Consider the following 18,334-nt stretch of genomic DNA (forward strand, 5'->3'; position numbering starts at 1 on the left):
TATTAAAAAATCCCGAATGTGCCGTCCCATATTTTTGACGCCTAGCGGATGCTAGGTGGGTGCCCTGCTCTAAGCACCAGCCATCCGCTCAAAGGCGGCACGACATCGTCTAAGAGACATCCGGACTCCCTGTAAAAAGATGTAGGTTCAAAAATAGAGTGGTAACGTACACTTCAGGATATCAATATTATAGTCGATTTTTTTTTTCTTGAAAAGGATAAAATCTTGTCACACTTTGTTGCGTTCCACGCTTTGCATCAATCGCCTTCAAGATGCTGCTCCAGCAGTTTGAGTGCCATCGCGATATTATCCACCGGATAAAGTTTGAGCGGCAGCATGTCGGAATGCTTCATCGATCGCTTCAAGCGTTCGGCGTTACTTCGGGGCAGGACGCAGGCGGAAAACCCCAGCTTGCCGCCCTCCTGCACGCGCTTTTCAGCATTTTGAATATTGCGCACTTCACCGGTGAGCCCCACTTCCCCCATGATCAGCCAATCCGGCGGCGCCTCAAAATCTCGGAAACTGGAATAAAGCGCCGCCACCGCCGCCAGATCCGTTGCCGGCTCGTCAATCTTCATGCCCCCCACCACATTCAGATAAGCATCCATATTCTGCAGGCGCACCCCAAGGCGTTTCTCCATCACCGCAATGAGCAGCACCATCCGATTGTAATCCAGGCCGGTGGCCATGCGCCGCGGATTGGCAAAACCCGATTCACATACCAGTCCCTGCAGTTCCACCAGCAGCGGCCGACTGCCTTCGAGGGTCGGCACCACCACCGAGCCGCAGGTGTTTTTCGGCCGGGACATGAGCATCATCTCTGATGGATTCTTGACCTGAGCCAGGCCCGTGTCTGTCATCTCGAAAACCCCAAGTTCATTGGTTGACCCAAAACGGTTCTTCACCGCCCGCAGCATGCGGTAGGCATGGTATTTTTCGCCTTCGAAATAGAGCACCGTGTCCACCATGTGCTCGAGGATGCGCGGTCCGGCAAGATTCCCTTCTTTGGTCACATGTCCCACCAAAAACATGGCGATGCCGTCTTTTTTAGCTACCTGAATCAACGCGTTGGCGTTTTCCCGAATCTGAGAGACCGAGCCCGGCGCCGAGGTGATTTCCGGGGAATACATTGTCTGGATCGAATCGATCACCACCAGATCCGGCTGCTCAGACAGGATCGTCTCGCGGATATAGGGCACGTTGATCTCCGACAGAAAAAATGCGTTCTCTGATGTCACCTGCATGCGCTCCGCCCGCATTTTGAGTTGCTCCTCCGATTCTTCCCCGGAAATATAGAGCACTTTCAGTCCCTGACGCCCCAGGCTTTCCGCCGTTTGCAGCAGAATCGTCGATTTGCCGATGCCCGGATCCCCGCCAAGGAGCATCACGCCCCCGCGCACAATGCCCCCGCCGAGCACTCGGTCAAGCTCCGCATTGTGAGTCGCAATACGCCCTTCCCGCTTGCTGGTGATCTCCGAAAGTTTTTTAGGCTTGGTGTAGTTGCCGCGCTCGCGTCGGGCCGCCACCGAGTCGCCCTTGGCCCCCGGCGCCTCCACTTCTTCCTCAAAGGTATTCCACTGACCGCACTGAGAACAGCGCCCCATCCACTTGGGCACCACATGTCCGCAGTGACTGCACACGTATTTGGTTCGTAATTTGGCCATGATCGCCTCACTATCTGATAAACTTTTGCCGTTAAGAAAAGGGCCCGAAGGCCCCGATATCTGAAATTTATGGTTGCGCGGTATTATTCCTGAGAGCCGCTGTTTGGCGATGTGCCGTTGTTTTCCTGACCGTTGTCATTGCCCGAGTTGTCTGTGTCACCGGCATCCCCATTCTGAGACGACGAATTCTTCGGCGGTGTGCTTTGAGGGGGGTTCTGTTTTTGATTTGAAGGATACGTGCCGGTACGGCCCGAATGCTGCTTGTAATAGCCGCCCGAATTGTCGTTACTGCCCGAGGAATAACTAGGCGTACTGGAAGACGAACTGCTACCGGAGGCAGATGAACGGCTGCTCATCCCCTTTTCGTTGGCAATTTCCGCCTTGCGGGTGTTGACCCATTTGCCCGTTTTCTTTGACTGATAGCGCAAATAGCAAATTTGATAGGTCTTATCATAAAAAATCTGGGCGGTATTTTTCATTTTGCCAAAGGGGAATTCCTGAAGCACCGATCGGCTCCCGTCGCTCAGCGTCACGCGGAGATCGTAAGTAATTTTGCTCTTCTTAATGGCTTGATCCTGGGCCGCATCTACTGCGTTTGTCGCGTCGTAATACAAATAACGGGTTTCATTCACCGCAAAGGAATCATTCTCTTCCAACATATTATCGTTGTATTCGTATTGTACCGAATCTCGGATATTCACCACGGTAATGGCCTTGCCGGTTTTATTTTCCAGCTTAATTTTATAGGTGCCCATGCTGTTGCTGGCTGTTCCGATGGACTTCATGACCGTGTGGGATTTGCGCGTCGCCTTTTGGGTCTTTTCGTTCAGACTGCTGCATCCGCCGCAAATGATGGCGGCACAAATCATCAGCGCCAGCCCGCTATAAAAACGCATTCGCTTTTTCATGCTTGTCTCCTTTAACGATGATCATCGTCTTTACTGCGAACCATTATACGTTATTCCCCCGCACTTGGCAAGAAAGCCGCTAAAAATCATTGGTGCATGGGGGCCAATCGCTTAAAAAACCGTTAAAAGCGCGGCGACAATCGGGTCTCCACCCAACACACAAAAAACGGCCGAAAGCGCAATGGCCGGCCCGAAGGGAATTTTCCTCTGCTGCCTCGCCGCCGCAAAAATAAGGCCGAAGCCACAGGCCAACAGCAAAAAGAGGGACAATGCCCAGACGCCCACATAAAGTCCAGCCATCAAGCACAATTTAATATCGCCGTCTCCCAGCCCCCTGCGGCCGGTTCGGCGTTCAAAAAGCCGCGCCACAAGCCAAAGAACCGCCGCGAGCATAAATGCGCCGCCGATATCAGCCAACATTGTCTGCCATGCTGTCCCGAGGGTCAACGGCGCCATCGCCAACCACCACACGATCCCCGCGGCGACCATCCCATCGGCAATGGTGTAGGTTTTAATATCCACCAGGGCGACTGCCATCAGAATCCCGGCAAAGCCCAGCACTTTGAGTGTCGTCCAGCTCCAGCCAAAGCGCTGAGCGATCACCGCGGCCGCCGCGCCGAAAGCAATTTCTGTGAAGGGCAATGCCGGCGAAATTTTGCTGCCGCAGTAACGGCAACGTCCCCTAAGCCGCAAATAGGCCAGCACCGGCACCAAATCCGCCGGCGCCAGCCCATGCCCGCAGACATCACAATGGCTCCGCCCACGCCAGGGATTTCCTCCCCGAGCCAGCCGATCAGCCACACAGGCGATAAAACTCCCCAAGATGGTTCCTATTATAAAAATGACAAATCCCGCCGCCGCATCAATCTGTCCCATCGCCCCATTTCCTTTCCGAATCTTTTCTGTATTTTATTTATTTTATCGAAATCGGCTGCCGATTGCAATTTTGTACAACAAAAAAACAGACTTTCCAAAATTGCTTTTGAAATTTTTTAAAAGCTTTTGAAAAGTCTGCAAATCGCATGGTTTATTCGTAATAAATTTCGTCGATGGGTTTGCCCGCAGGCACCATCGGATAAACGCCTTCTTCGTTGTCAATTTGGCAGTGCACAAGCACCGGTTCGTCAAGATCCTTGATTTCGGCCAAAGTCTTGTCGAGTGACGCAAGATCTGTCACTTCGTAGCTGCGGATATTAAACGCTTCGGCCAGTTTCAGATAATTCACCGCGTGATCGTCAAGATCCGTCTGGGCATAACGGCGATCGTTGAAAAGCTTCTGCCACTGGCGCACCATGCCCAGGGTCTCGTTGTCAAAGAGAAAAATCTTAATCGGCAGATTATAGCGCCGCACCGTCGTCAGCTCGGTAAAATTCATCCGAAAAGAGCCGTCGCCGGCGATCAGTACGACGTCGTGATTCGGCTTGGCGAACTGACAGCCAATAGCCGCGCCGAGACCAAAGCCCATCGTGCCGAGTCCGCCGGAGGTGATGTACTGCCCGGGAAACTGGAACTGCCAGTACTGCCCGACCCACATCTGATGCTGACCGACTTCGGTCACCACATAGGCGTCTTTAAACGCGCGGTTAATGTGATGAATGATGGTCCTCGGATAATAACTGTTCTCCGATTTTTCCGGCAGCGGCCATTCCGCGATCTGCGCGTACCATTCCGGATAGGTTTTTTCTTCCACCAATTCGTAAAGCTTGGGCAAAGCATCGGACACATCGGCACAGATATGCACATTGGCCTCGACGTTCTTCTCGAATTCGGTCGGATCAACATCGATCTGGATGATCTTTTTATCCCGCATAAATTCGTTGATGTTGCCGGTGACGCGATCCGAAAAACGCGCGCCCACCGCAATCAGCGTGTCGCAGTTGATGACGGCGAGATTGCATTCCTGGGAACCGTGCATCCCGACAAGCCCCATCGACAACGGATTGTCCCGCGGAATGCTGCCGAGCCCCATCAGCGAGTTAGCCACCGGAATGCCGGTCTTTTCGGCAAAAGCCACCAGCTTTTTGGTCGCGCCGGATTTAAGCACACCGCCTCCGGCATAGATAATCGGCCGCTCGGCGCGGTTGATGTATCTGGCCGCCCGATTTAACGCGTCCCGCTGGGGTCTGGGCGATGCGCCGTCGAGAGAATAGGGTTCCTGCGGCGCGTATTCCGTCTCCGCCATAAAGATATCCTTGGGCACGTCGATCACCACCGGCCCCGGCCGCCCGCTTTGCGCAATGCGAAACGCCTCACGAATGGTCGGCGCCAGCATCGTGATGTCTTTAATAATAAAGTTATGCTTGGTGATGGGCATGGTGATGGAGGTCACGTCCACTTCCTGAAAGGAATCCTTTCCCAAAAGCTGCTGGGTCACCTGACCGGTGATCACCACCAGCGGCGTCGAGTCCAGATGCGCATTGGCAATGCCGGTGATGGCATTGGTCGCTCCGGGGCCGGAGGTTGTGATGCCGACCCCCACTTTGCCGGAGGCCCGGGCATAGCCTTCTGCCGCGTGAATGCCGTTTTGTTCGTGGCAAGGTTCCACCTGAAAGATATTGTGTTCGAGGCGATAAAAAGCATCGAAAAGCGGAATGACCGAACCGCCGGGATACGAAAAGACGAAATCGACCTGCTGTTCTTCCAGACACTTGACGACGATTTCCGATCCTTTTAAAATTTGACTATTAATCATGGGATTCTCACATTTCTCGTTATCAGTCACAGGCAAAGCAGAGTCGCTCGACGTATCGCTTCAGCTGTGTTACAAGACAGACGGCGATCCGGTGATCACCGCCTTGCCTATTGCTGTTGATTGACCAATTATTTTAATACCGCGCCTTCGTTGGCAGACGATACCAGTTTGGCGTAGCGCGCCAGATAGCCGGTGGTGATGTCCGGCGTCTTGGGTGTCCAGCCCTCTTTGCGGGTCGCCATTTCTTCATCGGAAACCAGCAAATCAATCCTGCGATTCGGGATGTCGATGCGAATGCAGTCGCCGTCCTTCACAAAGGCGATGGGGCCGCCGGCCGCGGCTTCCGGCGAGACGTGGCCGATGCAGGCGCCGCGGGTCGCGCCGGAAAAACGCCCGTCCGTGATCAGCGCGACAGAATCGCCGAGCCCCATGCCCATGATAGCCGAGGTCGGATTGAGCATTTCGCGCATCCCCGGGCCGCCCTTGGGCCCTTCATAGCGAATAACCACCACGTCCCCGGCAGCGATTTGGCCGCCGTCAATGGCTGCCTGGGCATCTTCTTCAGATTCAAAAACCCTGGCCGGGCCTTCGTGCACGAGCATTTCCGGCAGCACGGCCGATTGCTTCACCACACCGGTATCCGGCGCTAGGCTGCCCCCGAGCATGGTCAGGCCGCCGCGATCCATATAGGGATGGTCGATGGGGCGGATGACTTCCGGATTGAGATTAAACGCGTGGGCGATGTTTTCGCCGACAGTCTTGCCAGTGATGGTTTTGCAGTCGAGGTTGAGCAGATCCTTTTTGGCAAGCTCCTTCATCACGGCATAGATCCCGCCGGCCGCGTTCAGATCTTCCATGTGGTCGTCGCCGGCCGGCGCCAGATGGCAGAGGTTCGGCGTGCGGTCGGAAACCGCATTGACGATATCCGGGTTGATCTCCACCCCGGCCTCGTGGGCGATGGCCGGCAAATGCAGCATGGTGTTGGTGCTGCATCCCAGCGCCATATCGACGGTCAGCGCATTATAAAACGCGGCCTCTGTCATGATGTCAGACGGACGGGTATCGGTTTCCACCATCTTCATCACCTGCATGCCGGCGTGCTTGGCCAGGCGCAGCCGTTCGGAATAAACCGCCGGAATCGTGCCGTTGCCCCGCAGGCCCATGCCCAGCGCTTCGGTCAGGCAATTCATCGAATTGGCCGTGTACATCCCGGAGCAGGAGCCGCAGGTCTGGCAGGTGTGGCCGACATAATCCTCGAATTGATCGTCGTTAATTTTGCCCGCGGCATAAGCGCCCTGAGCTTCAAACATCGCCGAGAGCGACACCTTGCGGCCGCCGACATTGCCGGCGAGCATCGGCCCGCCGGACACAAAGGTCGTCGGCAGATCGAGTCTTGCGGCCGCCATGAGCAGCCCCGGCACGTTCTTGTCGCAATTCGGAATCATCACCATGCCGTCAAAGTGGTGAGCAATGGCCATTGCCTCGGTGGAATCGGCAATGAGCTCGCGGGTGACCAGCGAATACTTCATGCCCTGATGCCCCATGGCGATCCCGTCGCACACGGCGATCGCCGGGATTTCCACCGGGGTGCCGCCGGCCATGCGCACGCCGGCCTTCACCGCTTCGGTGATTTTATCCAGATTCATGTGTCCCGGAACGATTTCGTTGAAAGAGTTGACCACACCGATCAGCGGGCGTTCCATTTCTTCCCGGGTATAGCCCAGCGCGTTAAACAGGGAATACGCCGCGGGCGTTCTTTTGATTTTTTCCATAATGATGCCTCTTCTTTCGCGCCGGATCCGTTTTGACGCGCTCAGTTTTTAATCTTCAGAGATTTTCGATAATATGCCGGCCCATTTCCCGGCAGCCGATCACCTTTTCGCCGGCCGTGGCAATATCGCCGGTACGCCAGCCTTGTTGCAAGGTCTTTTCCACAGCGCCTTCGATGTTTTTCGCTTCTGCCTCAAGGCCCAGGGTGTAGCGCAGCATCATGGCAACGGAAAGGACCGTCGCGATGGGGTTGGCCTTGTCTTCACCGGCGATATCCGGCGCCGAGCCGTGAATCGGTTCGTACATCCCGAAATTGTTTTCGCCCAGGGACGCCGACGGCAGCATGCCGATGGAGCCGGTGATGGTGGAAGATTCGTCGGAGAGAATATCGCCGAAGAGATTGCCCGTCAAAATGACGTCGAACTGCCAAGGATTGATCACCAGCTGCATGGCCGCGTTATCGACATAAAGATAATCGACTTCGACTTCGGGATAATCCTTGGCCACTTCTTTCACGATCTTGCGCCAGAGCCTCGAGGTTTCGAGGACATTGGCCTTGTCGACGCAGGTCAGCTTTTTGCCGCGCTTCATCGCGGATTCAAACCCGATCTTCGCGATGCGTTCCACTTCCGGCCGAGAATAGTTCATCAGGTCGGAGGCGAAGTCATCCCCTTCGCGATGCTTTTCGCCGAAATACACGTCGCCGGTGAGTTCTCGGACGACCAACACGTCGAGCCCGTCGCCGATGATTTCCGGCTTGAGCGGCGACGCATCCCGCAGCTCGTCAAAGAGCATCGCCGGGCGCAAATTGGCATAAAGTCCCAGCGCCTTGCGGATGCCAAGCAGCCCGGCCTCCGGCCGCTTGTCCCCCGGCAGATCATCCCATTTCGGGCCGCCCATGGCGCCGAGGAGCACCGCGTCAGACGCCTTGCACACGTCCACGGTTTCCTGGGGCAAGGGCGAACCGGTTTCGTCAATGGCGATGCCGCCGGCGAGCACCTCGGTATAGTCAAACCGATGACCGTACTTCCTGCCGATTTCGTCCAGCACCTTCTGGCTCGCGCCGACAATTTCCGGACCGATGCCGTCCCCTTTGATCACTGCGATTTTGTAATTCATGATGCGCTCCTTTAATCCTTTGTTTAAACCTTAAAGCATGTTCGCGTTGACGTAGTTCACCAGGCCGCCGGCCGCGATGAGTTCTTGCATAAACGGCGGGAAGGGCTGACCCTGAAAACTCTGATCCTTCGTCACATCGGTGATCTTGCCCGAGTCGAAATTGACTTCGACGGTATCACCCGCTTCGATCGCGGCGACCGCTTCCGGGCTTTCGAGAATCGGCAGGCCGATATTGATCGCATTGCGGTAGAAAATGCGGGCAAAGCTGTTGGCAATCACACAGGAAACGCCGGATGCTTTAATGGCGATCGGCGCGTGTTCTCTGGAGGAGCCGCAGCCGAAGTTATCGTCGGCGACGATAATATCTCCCTTGTGAACGTTGTTCACAAAATCCTTATCGATATCTTCCATGCAATGTTCGGCCAGTTCCAGCGGATCCGAGGTATTTAAATAGCGTGCCGGAATGATAACATCCGTATCGACGTTATCGCCATAGCGAAAAACTTTTCCTTTAGCATTCATCGGGAAGCAATTCCTTTCTTATAATTCATCGGGAGTAGCGATACGACCGAGAACGGCAGATGCGGCTGCCGTTTCCGGGCTGGCCAGATAAACTTCCGAATCGACATGGCCCATCCGGCCGACAAAGTTGCGGTTGGTGGTGGAAACGCAGCGTTCGCCCGCCGCGAGGATCCCCATGTGCCCGCCGAGACAGGGACCGCAAGTCGGGGTGCTGATGGCACAGCCTGCCGCCACAAAGTCTTTAAAGAAGCCGGCGTCCATGCATTGTTCCCAAATCTTCGGCGTTGCCGGGATGATGAGCACCCGCACCCCGTCGGCCACCTTGCGGCCCTTTAAGATTTTGTCGGCCTTTTCGAAATCAGAGAAGCGGCCGTTGGTGCAGGAGCCGATCACGACCTGATGAATGGCCACCGGCGCTTCAATGGCGTCAACGGTCTTCGTGTTTTCCGGCAAATGCGGGAAAGCCACCGTCGACTTGAGTGCCGACAAATCAATATCAAACACTTCGTCGTATGCTGCGTCGGCATCCGCTTCGTAAACCGTGTAGGGCTTGGTAGAATGTTCTTTGATATAGGCGATGGTCTGTTCGTCCACCGGGAAGATGCCGTTCTTGCCGCCGGCTTCAATGGCCATGTTAGCAATGGTGAAGCGGTCATCCATGGTCAGGCTGGCCACGCCGGGGCCAGCGAATTCCATCGATTGATAAAGCGCGCCGTCGACGCCGATCATCCCGATGATGTGGAGAATCAGATCCTTCCCGGAGACATTAGGCTTAAAACTTCCCGTCAAGTTAAACTTCAAGGCGCTCGGCACTTTAAACCAGGCCTTGCCGGTTGCCATGCCCACGGCCATATCCGTGGAGCCGACCCCGGTGGAAAAGGCTCCCAGCGCCCCGTAGGTGCAGGTGTGCGAATCCGCGCCGATCACCAGATCGCCGCCGACTACCAGACCTTTTTCCGGCAACAGGGCATGCTCCACGCCCATCTCTCCCACTTCAAAATAGTTGGAGATCTTTTGTCCGCTGGCGAACTCCCGGACTTTCTTGCATTGTTCGGCCGCTTTGATGTCTTTATTCGGTGCGAAATGGTCCGGCACCAGCGCAACCTTTTCCTTATTGAACACCTGATCGGTATCGAGATTCTTAAATACATTGATGGCCACCGGAGAGGTGATGTCGTTGCCCAGCACCAGGTCTAAATTCGCCATAATCAAATCGCCCGCCTTCACGGAATCTACGCCTGCGTGTGCCGCCAGGATCTTCTGCGTCATCGTCATTCCCATGATTTTTCTCCTTCTTGCTTGATACTTAAAATATTAAGATGCTTTTTTGACGGCCTACAGCCTATCCCAAAAGCTTTCAAATGAGCTTAAAGGCGCTGTTTATACCAGATGGTATTCGCGCACCCGACGCTCCATGTCCGAGAGCAGCTTGTATTCGACAGAGTCGATGAGTGCGATCAAACTGGCCTCGATCACGTCAGTCGAGACGCCAACATTGCTCCAAATATCCTGACCGTCGGTGCTTTCGATCAGCACGCGCACCTTGGAGGCCGTCGCCCCCTGGTCGATCACGCGTACCTTAAAATCCGTCAGGCGCAAATCGCGAATGCTGGGATAAAAGGTCTCGAGGGTTTTGCGCAGCGCCTTGTCCAGCGCGTTAACCGGGCCGTCGCCCTCCGCCGCGTTGATGGCTTCCTCGCCATCCACCGAAAGTTTGACGACCGCCGAAGCGGAGATCGCCCGGCCGGCCACCGGCTTTTCGCCAATGGTTTTAAAGTCTTCAATTTCGAAAAAGGGCTTGAACTTGCCGAGTTCCTTGCGGATCAAAAGCCGGATTGAGCTTTCGGCCCCTTCAAATTGATAGCCTTCGTATTCGAGCGCCTTGATGCGGTCCATCACCCGGGTGGTGGCCTCCGAATGCTTGTCGATGGTTGGATCCACCTCGTTGATCATCTGGATGATCGTTCCCCGGCCGGAAACCTCCGACATCAGAATGCGCCGGCTGTTGCCCACCGTTTCCGGCGGGATGTGCTCGAACGAGCTCGGCGCCTTCATCACCGCGTCGATGTGCATGCCGCCCTTGTGAGCAAAGGCGCTCTTGCCGATGTAGGGCTCTTTGCCGCTGAGGGCAAAATTGGAAATTTCCGCAATTTTAATGGCCGCGCTCGTCAGATTTTGGATGCCGTCGGCTTCAATGCAGTCGTAGCCCATCTTCAGCTGCAGATTCGCGATGATGGTCGATAGGTTGGCGTTGCCGCAGCGCTCGCCGTAGCCCAAAAACGTCCCCTGAACCTGGGTCGCGCCGGCTTCGACCGCCGCCATCGAGTTGGCCACGCCCACGCCGATATCATTGTGGGCGTGAATGGCGATCTCTGCCGTTATCGTCTTTTGCAGCTCTCGGATGACCGCCACTATTTCCGCCGGCAGAGAACCGCCGTTGGTGTCGCACAGGGAAAGCGATACCGCTCCGCCGCGTTCCGCGGCCTGAAGCACCGCCAGCGCATATTCGGCATTGAGTTTATAACCGTCGAAAAAATGTTCTGCGTCAAAGATGACCTTCACACCCTGATCGGTTAAAAAGCGGCAGCTGTCTTCCACCATTGCCAGATTCTCTTCGAGGGTCGTTCCGATAATTTCCTCCACATGAAAAGAAGATGCCTTTCCAAAAATCGCCGCGTATTTGGTGCCTGCTTCAAGAATGGCCAGCAGATTGGCGTCGTCCTCCGGGGAAATTCCCGGCCGCCGGGTCGAACCGAAAGCACAAAGCGCCGCGTGACACAGCTCGACGGTCTTCAGTTCCTCAAAAAAGGCAATGTCCTTGGGATTGGATCCCGGATTGCCCGCTTCAATAATATCAATCCCCAGCTTGTCCAGCGTTTTTAAAATATTCAGTTTGTCCTCAACGGAAAAGGAAATGCCCTCAGCCTGGGCCCCATCCCGCAAGGTGGAATCAAAGGTTGTGATCTTTGCCATATCCTGCTCCTTACAATTAAAAAACGTCTCTTTATATCGTTTGATATAAAGAGACGGAGTAAACACATTTATCCCGCGGTACCACTCTTCTTGATATGAGTAACCACATATCCACTTCAGGTCGGAGCCATGCTCTTAACCCTAATCCGTTAACGCCGGAATGGAAGTTCTCGGCCTTCCCTACTTTCGTTCCATTTGGGGTCGGCTGCTCACGAGTGATTATTGCGCATCCATTTTTTATTGCCATCGCACCCACCGGCAACTCTCTTTAAAAAACTTGTGATGTTTTTCTCTCGCCCATCGCATTGTTATTTGATATTGGATACAGTATAGCACTTTCATGCATTTTGTCAACTGCTTTTTCAGTTGATTTGAAATAATTCAAATTTATACATTATTTCAAAAAATTACAATCATCTTCTCTGATTGCGATTGTAAAAACATTGTTTCATCAATTTAATGCAATCATTTTCGCATATGCCGGCGTAAATTTCCATCGCGTTGGCAAGCATCGGATGCCTGCCCAAATCGGCCGTGGTCTCCACCGCGCCAAAGCGTTTTTCCGCCGCTCCGTAAACCAGCTTGGCCAGGCGCGCCTGAATGATCGCCCCCATGCACATGGGGCACGGCTCCGCCGTTACATAAAGCGTGCAGTCGTCGAGGCGCCAGCGTCCCAGCTTCCGAGCCGCCGCACGAATCGCCAGCAGCTCTGCATGGGCCGTCGGATCCTGCAGCGTTTCCTTGCGGTTGTGATCTGCCGCGACCACTTGGTCGCCGCACACCACAACTGCTCCAACGGGAAACTCCCCCGCTGCCAGCGCCTGTCGCCCCTCATCCAGCGCGAGCCGCATCCAATCCTGCATCGTCGGCTGCCCGGCCTTTAAAAAAGTTTCTCTTTTAGCATCCATCTAAGATCTCCGCAAAAAAGCCGGCACATCAAAAAACATCCCGGTCTTTTTCTCTTCGCCGTGCCGCCGCCTATAGAATCACGGAGAGATCCGACTCTGCCTCTTTCGCGCTGTTAAGCACATGATCAAAGCGAATCGCATAAGTCGGCAGCTCAATATCCAAAGCGATCTTCAGCACATCGTCGATGGTCTCAGCAAAATAAAACTGCAGCTGATCGGTCACTTCCTCGGGAACATCCTCGAGATCCTGCTCGTTTTCTTTCGGCAAAATGATGCGCTCGATGCCGCTGCGCTGCGCCGCCATCACCTTCTCCTTAATGCCGCCGACCGGCAGCACCTGACCGGAGAGCGTGATTTCGCCGGTCATCGAGAGCTTGGCATCCACCGATCTGCCGAGGATCAGCGATGCCAGCGCCGTCATCAGCGTCACGCCGGCGCTGGGCCCGTCCTTGGGCGTGGCACCGGCCGGCACATGAATATGCGTGTCGTATTTGTCGAATTCAAAATCGGAGCCTTCTTTCCCGATCCGCGAGCGCAGCAGGCTCATGGCGATGGTCGCGCTCTCCTTCATCACGTCGCCCAGCTGCCCCGTCATAATCAATCGGCCGTTCCCCAGCATAAAGGTCGCCTCGGTAAAGAGAATCTCCCCGCCAACGGCCGTCCAAGCCATGCCGGTCACCACGCCGGGAGCGTTGTGCTCATTCGCTTTTTCGTGAAAGCGCTTTTTATGCCCCAAATAAGCTTCCAGATTATCGACGCTCACGTGAACTTTGTCGGCTTTGCGGCCAACGATTTGCGTCGCGGTTTTGCGCGCGATCTTATCCAGTTCTTTGGTGAGCCCGCGCACCCCGGCTTCCGCCGTATAATCCGCGACAATTTTGTCAATCGCTTCGCGGTCCACCTTGAGCTGCTCCGCCGTCAGGCCGTTTTCTTTCAGAATTTTGGGTAGCAAATGCTCTTCCGCGATATGGCGCTTCTCGTTGTTGGTATAGGACGAAAGCTCGATCATCTCGGCGCGGTCCAAAAGCGCTCCGGGAATCCAGTTGGCGTCGTTGGCCGTCGCAATAAAGAACACGTTAGACAAGTCGTAGGGTACTTCCAGATAGTGATCCGAAAAGGTATTGTTCTGTTCCGGATCGAGCACCTCGAGCAGTGCTGCCGATGGATCCCCCTGAATTGAAGCGCCCAGCTTGTCGATCTCATCCAGCACAAACACCGGATTCATCGTGCCCGCGTCGCGAATGCCTTTCACGATGCGCCCCGGCAGCGCGCCGATATAAGTCCGGCGATGGCCGCGGATCTCGGATTCGTCCCGAACGCCGCCCAAACTCGCGCGCACATATTCGCGCCCGAGGGCCTCGGCGATGGATCTGCCCAGGCTCGTTTTGCCGGTGCCCGGAGGGCCCACCAAAAGCAGGATAGTCCCCTGACGGTCCTGCTTCATTTCCATCACGGCCAGATGCTCAATGATGCGGTCTTTCACATCCTCAATCCCGTAGTGGTTGGCGTCTAAAATTTTGCGCGCTTCTTCGATGTCGATATGGGTGGCTTCGCAGGTCCACGGCATCTCGAGCAGCAAGTCCAGATAATTCATAATAATCGCCACTTCGGAAGAGCCCTGGGGCGTGTTGTCCAGCTTCTTCAACTCCTTCAGCGCGACCTTGCGTACGGCCTCGGGCATATCGGAATCCTCGATGCGCCGGCGATAATCATCGCTGTCATCAACGTCGTCTTCCCCCAATTCCGCCTCGATATTTTTGAGCTGTTCCCGCAACATGGCTTCCCGGTAATTTTTATCCTTTTCCCGGGCGTATTTCTTGCTGATTTCCAGTTTCAGGTGCACCGAATCCTTTTCCTTAATCAGATAATCGATGAACTTCAAAGCCCGCTTCTTCTGGGAATTGATTTCGAGCAGGGCCTGCTTTTCCGCGATGGACAAATTCATCATCGGCACCACATAGCCCATCAGCTGCTCCACGGTGGTCAGAGTCATCATCACCTTCAGAAAATAGTCGGCGCCTTTAAAGTTCGCCGCCAGCTGCTCCACCAGCGACTTAATATAGGTCGTCATTTCCGCGTTGTCGGCTTCGCTCAGGTCTTCCCAGTCGGGATGCTCGGCGTATTCTGCCGTCAGTTGCTCATCGGTGTTGTCGATATGAATGATGTCCACCCGCCGCAGGGTAAACACGTCGATCACAAAACCATTGCTGGCCTCTTCGATGCGGTCAAAGCGCAGCAAGACGCCGACGCGGTAAAAGGAGGCGTCGTTCATATCGTCCAGCGCCGCATCTTCTTTTGTGGAAACGCCCACCGCCAGGGAATTGGCTTCGCCGATATATTTTTGAATATTTCTGCCGACGGTTTCCGTCACGTAAATGCGATTTTTGATGCCCGGAAAAATCACCGTCTCCGTGATGGGGATCACCGGTGCGATCAGTGGAAGTTGATTGTCTAATGCCATTATTGCCTCCTGTCGTCGCTGACAATTTTGTGAATCAATGTGATCAGCGTTTCAATTTCTATTTCGTTTAATTGCGATTCAATCTGCTCGACGAGCCGCATCTGTGCCCGCAGCTTCACCCGGGCAATCGTTTTGCCTTTGTCTGTGAGCCGGATATAATAAACGCGGCGATCTTCGCGAGATTTTTCTTTTACCACACAGCCGCTGTCTATCAGTTTGCCGATGAGCTCCGTGACAGTCGGTTTGGACAACCCAAAGCGCATGGCCAAATCACTGAAGGTGACGTTTTTATTTGTATCCAGCACCCGCAGGCAGGCCATCTGCCGCGCTGTCAGCGCATCCTCACAGCAGCATGCCTTGACATGCTCGCTGCAGGCGTCGCCGAGTTCGGCAATCTGCACCGTCGCTTCAATCAGCCTCTGTTTGTTACAGGTCATAAAGCACTCCATTAATTAGTTTGGTTTTACCTAATTTTAAAAGAGTATACCGTCCCCACTTGATAATGTCAAGCAAGTGCCGCTGATTTTTACGATCTGCCGTGTTTTTTTGCCAGCACATTGTGAAATGCTCTCCGCCATTCTTCATCTTTTATATAAATGTAAAAAGCCGACCTCCAAAGAGATCGGCTGAAAAATTTGTAATTGTTTACTCGCCTAACGGGCCGGCCGCGATAATTGCTTCCGACATATTGGTATATTTCTTGAAATTTTCGACGAAGTGCTGCGCCAAATCTTTCGCCGTTTTGTCATAGGCATCTTTATCGGCCCAGGTGTTGCGGGGCATCATCACCTCGTCCGGCACGCCGGGACAACTCACCGGCACTTCGACATTAAAGATATCGTCGTGAACCATCGGCACATCTTCGAGCAGACCGGCCGTCGCCGCGGACACAATCGCCCGGGTATATTTCAGTTCGATGCGGCTGCCGACGCCGTAAGGACCGCCGGACCAGCCCGTATTCACCAGATAGACGTTGCAATTGTACTGGTCGATACGCTGGCCAAGCAGCTCTGCATAGCGGGAAGCCGGCAGCGGCAGAAAGGGTTCGCCAAAGCAGGTGCTGAAGGTGGTCGTCGGTTCGGTGATACCGCGTTCCGTTCCGGCAAGCTTGCTGGTGTAGCCAGAAACAAAATGATACATCGCCTGATATTTATTGAGTTTGGCAACCGGCGGCAGTACCCCAAAGGCATCTGCCGTCAAAAAGATCACCGTGCTCGGATGGCCGCCGACGCTGGGAATCACCGCATTGGGAATGTAGTCTAGCTGATAGCCGACACGGGTGTTTTCCGTGTAACGGCTGTCTGCATAATCCGGCACCCCGTTTTCGTCAAGAACGACATTTTCAACCACCGATCCGAATTTGATCGCCCGGTAAATTTCCGGCTCTCTTTCTTCGGTTAAATCGATGCATTTGGCAAAGCAGCCGCCTTCGAAATTAAAGATTCCGTTATCGCTCCAGCCGTGTTCGTCATCGCCGATGAGACCGCGGGAAGGATCCGCAGAAAGGGTGGTCTTGCCGGTACCGGACAGACCGAAAAACAGCGCCGTCCTGCCGTCGTCATCCATGTTGGCCGAGCAATGCATGGTGAACACATCGCGCTGCGGCAGCAGAAAATTCATCACCGAGAAAATAGATTTTTTAATTTCACCGCAGTAGCGGGAGCCGGCGATGAGTATCGTCTTTTTCTTGAAACTCAAAATAATGCAGGCTTCGCTGTTGGTGCCGTCCACAGCCGGATCACACTGATAGCCCGGCATGGCAATCACGGTGAACTGCGGAACAATCGCCCGGGCCTCGGCGTCGTCTGCCGGATCGATGAAAAGATCGCGGGCAAACAAATTCTGACTGGCATATTCATTGATCACGCGGATCGGTAGCTGATAATCTGTGTCGGCTCCGGCATAGCCGTTAAACACATAAAGTTCGTCTTTTTGGCCGACATACGCGATCATTTTCTGATAAAGCGCTTCAAATTTGGCTTCGTCAAAGGGCATGTTGATATTGCCCCAGGCCACCTTATCGCGACTAACCTCGTCGTCGACGATGAAGCGGTCCTTGGGAGAACGGCCGGTGTATTTCCCCGTGTTCACCACAATGGCACCTGTATTTGAAAGCACGCCTTCGCCTTTTTCAAGGGCCTTCGCCGTAAGAGTCGGTGCTTCTGCATTGGTTAACGCTTTTTTCCCGTTGAGTCCCAAATACGACAGATCCAATTCGTACATGTGTTTTCTCCTTTTGCCTCATTTTGAAAACCTTTTAATTCGGTTTTGTGATGTTCTGCATCATTATTCATTCCTCTTCACGCGCAGAACACATCATTTTCATGTTTTTTCAAATATTTGCTTTATTATTTCGATTATTCAATCGGATAATGCAGCTAAACAGATGAAAACTTTCAAAATACATGTAAAAATTATACCCGAAGATGACTAATAATGCAACGATTTGCCTGTCATTCCCGATAAAATTTTATCAATCTTCTGGAAAAACCATTACAATTTCCAATCTTCTGACGCCAATTTTTCCGAGAGTTGTGTCAACTTTTTCTTTTGATGCGCGTAATCCGGACAGTAGCGATGCACCATCTTCCAAAATGCCTGGGAATGGTTCATATGGCTCAGATGGCAAAGCTCATGAATCACTACAGCGTCAATGGCCTCGCCATCGGCCATAATGAGTTTCCATGAAAAGTTAAGCCGCCCCTTTGATGAGCAGGAGCCCCATCGCGTCGATGCGCCGTTGATGCGCACCTGCGCCGGATGGTTGTCGATCACCATTTCAAACCAGGCCACCCGCTGACGAATCACCTCTTCGGCGAAGGTTCGGTACACGCCGACAATGCCCCGTTTGAGCGTCGCCTCGTCACAGCCGGTCGGCACCGTGACAAGGTTATCCCGGGGGTTGACGGCTCGCCGCAGCGCAAACGTCCCGTCCGGCACTGCCAGCACGGGAATCGATACCCCCAAAAGCCGCAACCACATGTGATCAGTTACCTGGAATTGCGTTTTTTGCAGCTGTGCCTTTTGCCGGCTCTGAATCCAAGCACTCTTTTTGCGAATAAAACGGTCGATTTCGGAAACGGGCATGTCCAGCGGCGCCCGCGCTTCCAGACTGCCGTCTTCAATGACTTTAAGCGCAAGCGTTTTACGTTGCGAGCGTATTAAATGATAATCCACGATGGTCCCCTTTCTGTGTCGCCGTCCGACTGACGCATTTTTGACTATTTTACCACAACTGCATCTTTCTTCTGACAAATTTTTGCGATCCGGACCGCATTGCTTGTCGATAACGTCCATTTTTGTTATACTTCAACCAA

General features: G+C 54.0%; 14 protein-coding genes, 1 other RNA gene and 1 other annotated feature. All 15 genes read right to left on the minus strand.

Annotated features, from left to right (window positions below; all coding sequences use genetic code 11):
* Positions 1-5: 5 nt before the first annotated feature.
* Positions 6-183, minus strand: a non-coding RNA gene (gene ssrS / locus V3C63_RS00440) — 6S RNA.
* Between the two features lie 74 nt (positions 184-257).
* The gene (gene radA / locus V3C63_RS00445; RefSeq protein ID WP_329885851.1) at positions 258-1,664 is read right to left on the minus strand and encodes a DNA repair protein RadA; all 1,407 of its coding nucleotides are present in this window, start codon (positions 1,662-1,664) and stop codon (positions 258-260) included.
* Positions 1,665-1,747: 83 nt separating this feature from the next.
* A complete protein-coding gene (locus V3C63_RS00450; RefSeq protein WP_329885852.1) occupies positions 1,748-2,572 on the minus strand; it encodes a hypothetical protein in 825 nt (274 codons plus the stop codon).
* Positions 2,573-2,683: 111 nt separating this feature from the next.
* Complete coding sequence (locus V3C63_RS00455; protein WP_329885853.1) at positions 2,684-3,448, minus strand: prepilin peptidase; 765 nt, start codon at positions 3,446-3,448, stop codon at positions 2,684-2,686.
* A 151-nt stretch (positions 3,449-3,599) separates the two neighbouring features.
* A complete protein-coding gene (gene ilvB / locus V3C63_RS00460) occupies positions 3,600-5,264 on the minus strand; it encodes a biosynthetic-type acetolactate synthase large subunit (RefSeq protein WP_329885854.1) in 1,665 nt (554 codons plus the stop codon).
* 128 nt (positions 5,265-5,392) lie between these two features.
* Positions 5,393-7,036: a dihydroxy-acid dehydratase gene (ilvD, locus tag V3C63_RS00465; protein ID WP_329885855.1), complete on the minus strand. Its 1,644-nt coding sequence runs from the start codon at positions 7,034-7,036 to the stop codon at positions 5,393-5,395.
* 55 nt (positions 7,037-7,091) lie between these two features.
* Positions 7,092-8,156, minus strand: coding sequence for a 3-isopropylmalate dehydrogenase (gene leuB, locus V3C63_RS00470; RefSeq protein WP_483434122.1), 1,065 nt, complete (start codon positions 8,154-8,156; stop codon positions 7,092-7,094).
* Between the two features lie 27 nt (positions 8,157-8,183).
* Positions 8,184-8,675 (minus strand): 3-isopropylmalate dehydratase small subunit, encoded by a 492-nt coding sequence (gene leuD / locus V3C63_RS00475; RefSeq protein ID WP_329885857.1) that lies wholly within the window; start codon positions 8,673-8,675, stop codon positions 8,184-8,186.
* Positions 8,676-8,693: 18 nt separating this feature from the next.
* Entirely contained in the window at positions 8,694-9,956 is a 1,263-nt protein-coding gene (gene leuC / locus V3C63_RS00480) for a 3-isopropylmalate dehydratase large subunit (RefSeq protein ID WP_329885858.1), read from the minus strand.
* Between the two features lie 99 nt (positions 9,957-10,055).
* Positions 10,056-11,648, minus strand: a complete 1,593-nt coding sequence (gene cimA / locus V3C63_RS00485; protein WP_329885859.1) for a citramalate synthase — start codon at positions 11,646-11,648, stop codon at positions 10,056-10,058.
* 46 nt (positions 11,649-11,694) lie between these two features.
* Positions 11,695-11,958 (minus strand) — a binding site (T-box leader).
* A gap of 103 nt (positions 11,959-12,061) precedes the next feature.
* The gene (locus V3C63_RS00490; RefSeq protein ID WP_329885860.1) at positions 12,062-12,556 is read right to left on the minus strand and encodes a nucleoside deaminase; all 495 of its coding nucleotides are present in this window, start codon (positions 12,554-12,556) and stop codon (positions 12,062-12,064) included.
* A gap of 70 nt (positions 12,557-12,626) precedes the next feature.
* Positions 12,627-15,017: an endopeptidase La gene (gene lon, locus V3C63_RS00495; RefSeq protein ID WP_329885861.1), complete on the minus strand. Its 2,391-nt coding sequence runs from the start codon at positions 15,015-15,017 to the stop codon at positions 12,627-12,629.
* Positions 15,017-15,454 carry a MarR family winged helix-turn-helix transcriptional regulator gene (locus V3C63_RS00500; RefSeq protein ID WP_329885862.1) on the minus strand — a complete coding sequence of 146 codons (438 nt, stop codon included), beginning with the start codon at positions 15,452-15,454 and terminating at the stop codon, positions 15,017-15,019. Before V3C63_RS00500 ends, lon begins: the two co-directional genes overlap by 1 nt.
* A gap of 208 nt (positions 15,455-15,662) precedes the next feature.
* A complete protein-coding gene (gene pckA, locus V3C63_RS00505; protein WP_329885863.1) occupies positions 15,663-17,240 on the minus strand; it encodes a phosphoenolpyruvate carboxykinase (ATP) in 1,578 nt (525 codons plus the stop codon).
* Positions 17,241-17,510: 270 nt separating this feature from the next.
* A complete protein-coding gene (locus V3C63_RS00510) occupies positions 17,511-18,194 on the minus strand; it encodes a M48 family metallopeptidase (RefSeq protein WP_329885864.1) in 684 nt (227 codons plus the stop codon).
* Positions 18,195-18,334 lie beyond the last annotated feature (140 nt).

The sequence above is a fragment of the Pseudoramibacter faecis genome (assembly GCF_036289405.1).
GTDB lineage: Bacteria > Bacillota > Clostridia > Eubacteriales > Eubacteriaceae > Pseudoramibacter > Pseudoramibacter faecis.

Excerpts from the sequence above, each read along its gene's own strand:
- lon (WP_329885861.1), bottom strand. The coding sequence starts at position 15,017 with ATGGCATTAGACAATCAACTTCCACTGATCGCACCGGTGATCCCCATC.
- ilvD (WP_329885855.1), bottom strand. The coding sequence starts at position 7,036 with ATGGAAAAAATCAAAAGAACGCCCGCGGCGTATTCCCTGTTTAACGCG.
- ilvB (WP_329885854.1), bottom strand. The coding sequence starts at position 5,264 with ATGATTAATAGTCAAATTTTAAAAGGATCGGAAATCGTCGTCAAGTGT.
- cimA (WP_329885859.1), bottom strand. The coding sequence starts at position 11,648 with ATGGCAAAGATCACAACCTTTGATTCCACCTTGCGGGATGGGGCCCAG.
- pckA (WP_329885863.1), bottom strand. The coding sequence starts at position 17,240 with ATGTACGAATTGGATCTGTCGTATTTGGGACTCAACGGGAAAAAAGCG.
- radA (WP_329885851.1), bottom strand. The coding sequence starts at position 1,664 with ATGGCCAAATTACGAACCAAATACGTGTGCAGTCACTGCGGACATGTG.
- leuD (WP_329885857.1), bottom strand. The coding sequence starts at position 8,675 with ATGAATGCTAAAGGAAAAGTTTTTCGCTATGGCGATAACGTCGATACG.
- V3C63_RS00500 (WP_329885862.1), bottom strand. The coding sequence starts at position 15,454 with ATGACCTGTAACAAACAGAGGCTGATTGAAGCGACGGTGCAGATTGCC.
- leuC (WP_329885858.1), bottom strand. The coding sequence starts at position 9,956 with ATGGGAATGACGATGACGCAGAAGATCCTGGCGGCACACGCAGGCGTA.
- V3C63_RS00490 (WP_329885860.1), bottom strand. The coding sequence starts at position 12,556 with ATGGATGCTAAAAGAGAAACTTTTTTAAAGGCCGGGCAGCCGACGATG.
- V3C63_RS00455 (WP_329885853.1), bottom strand. The coding sequence starts at position 3,448 with ATGGGACAGATTGATGCGGCGGCGGGATTTGTCATTTTTATAATAGGA.
- V3C63_RS00450 (WP_329885852.1), bottom strand. The coding sequence starts at position 2,572 with ATGAAAAAGCGAATGCGTTTTTATAGCGGGCTGGCGCTGATGATTTGT.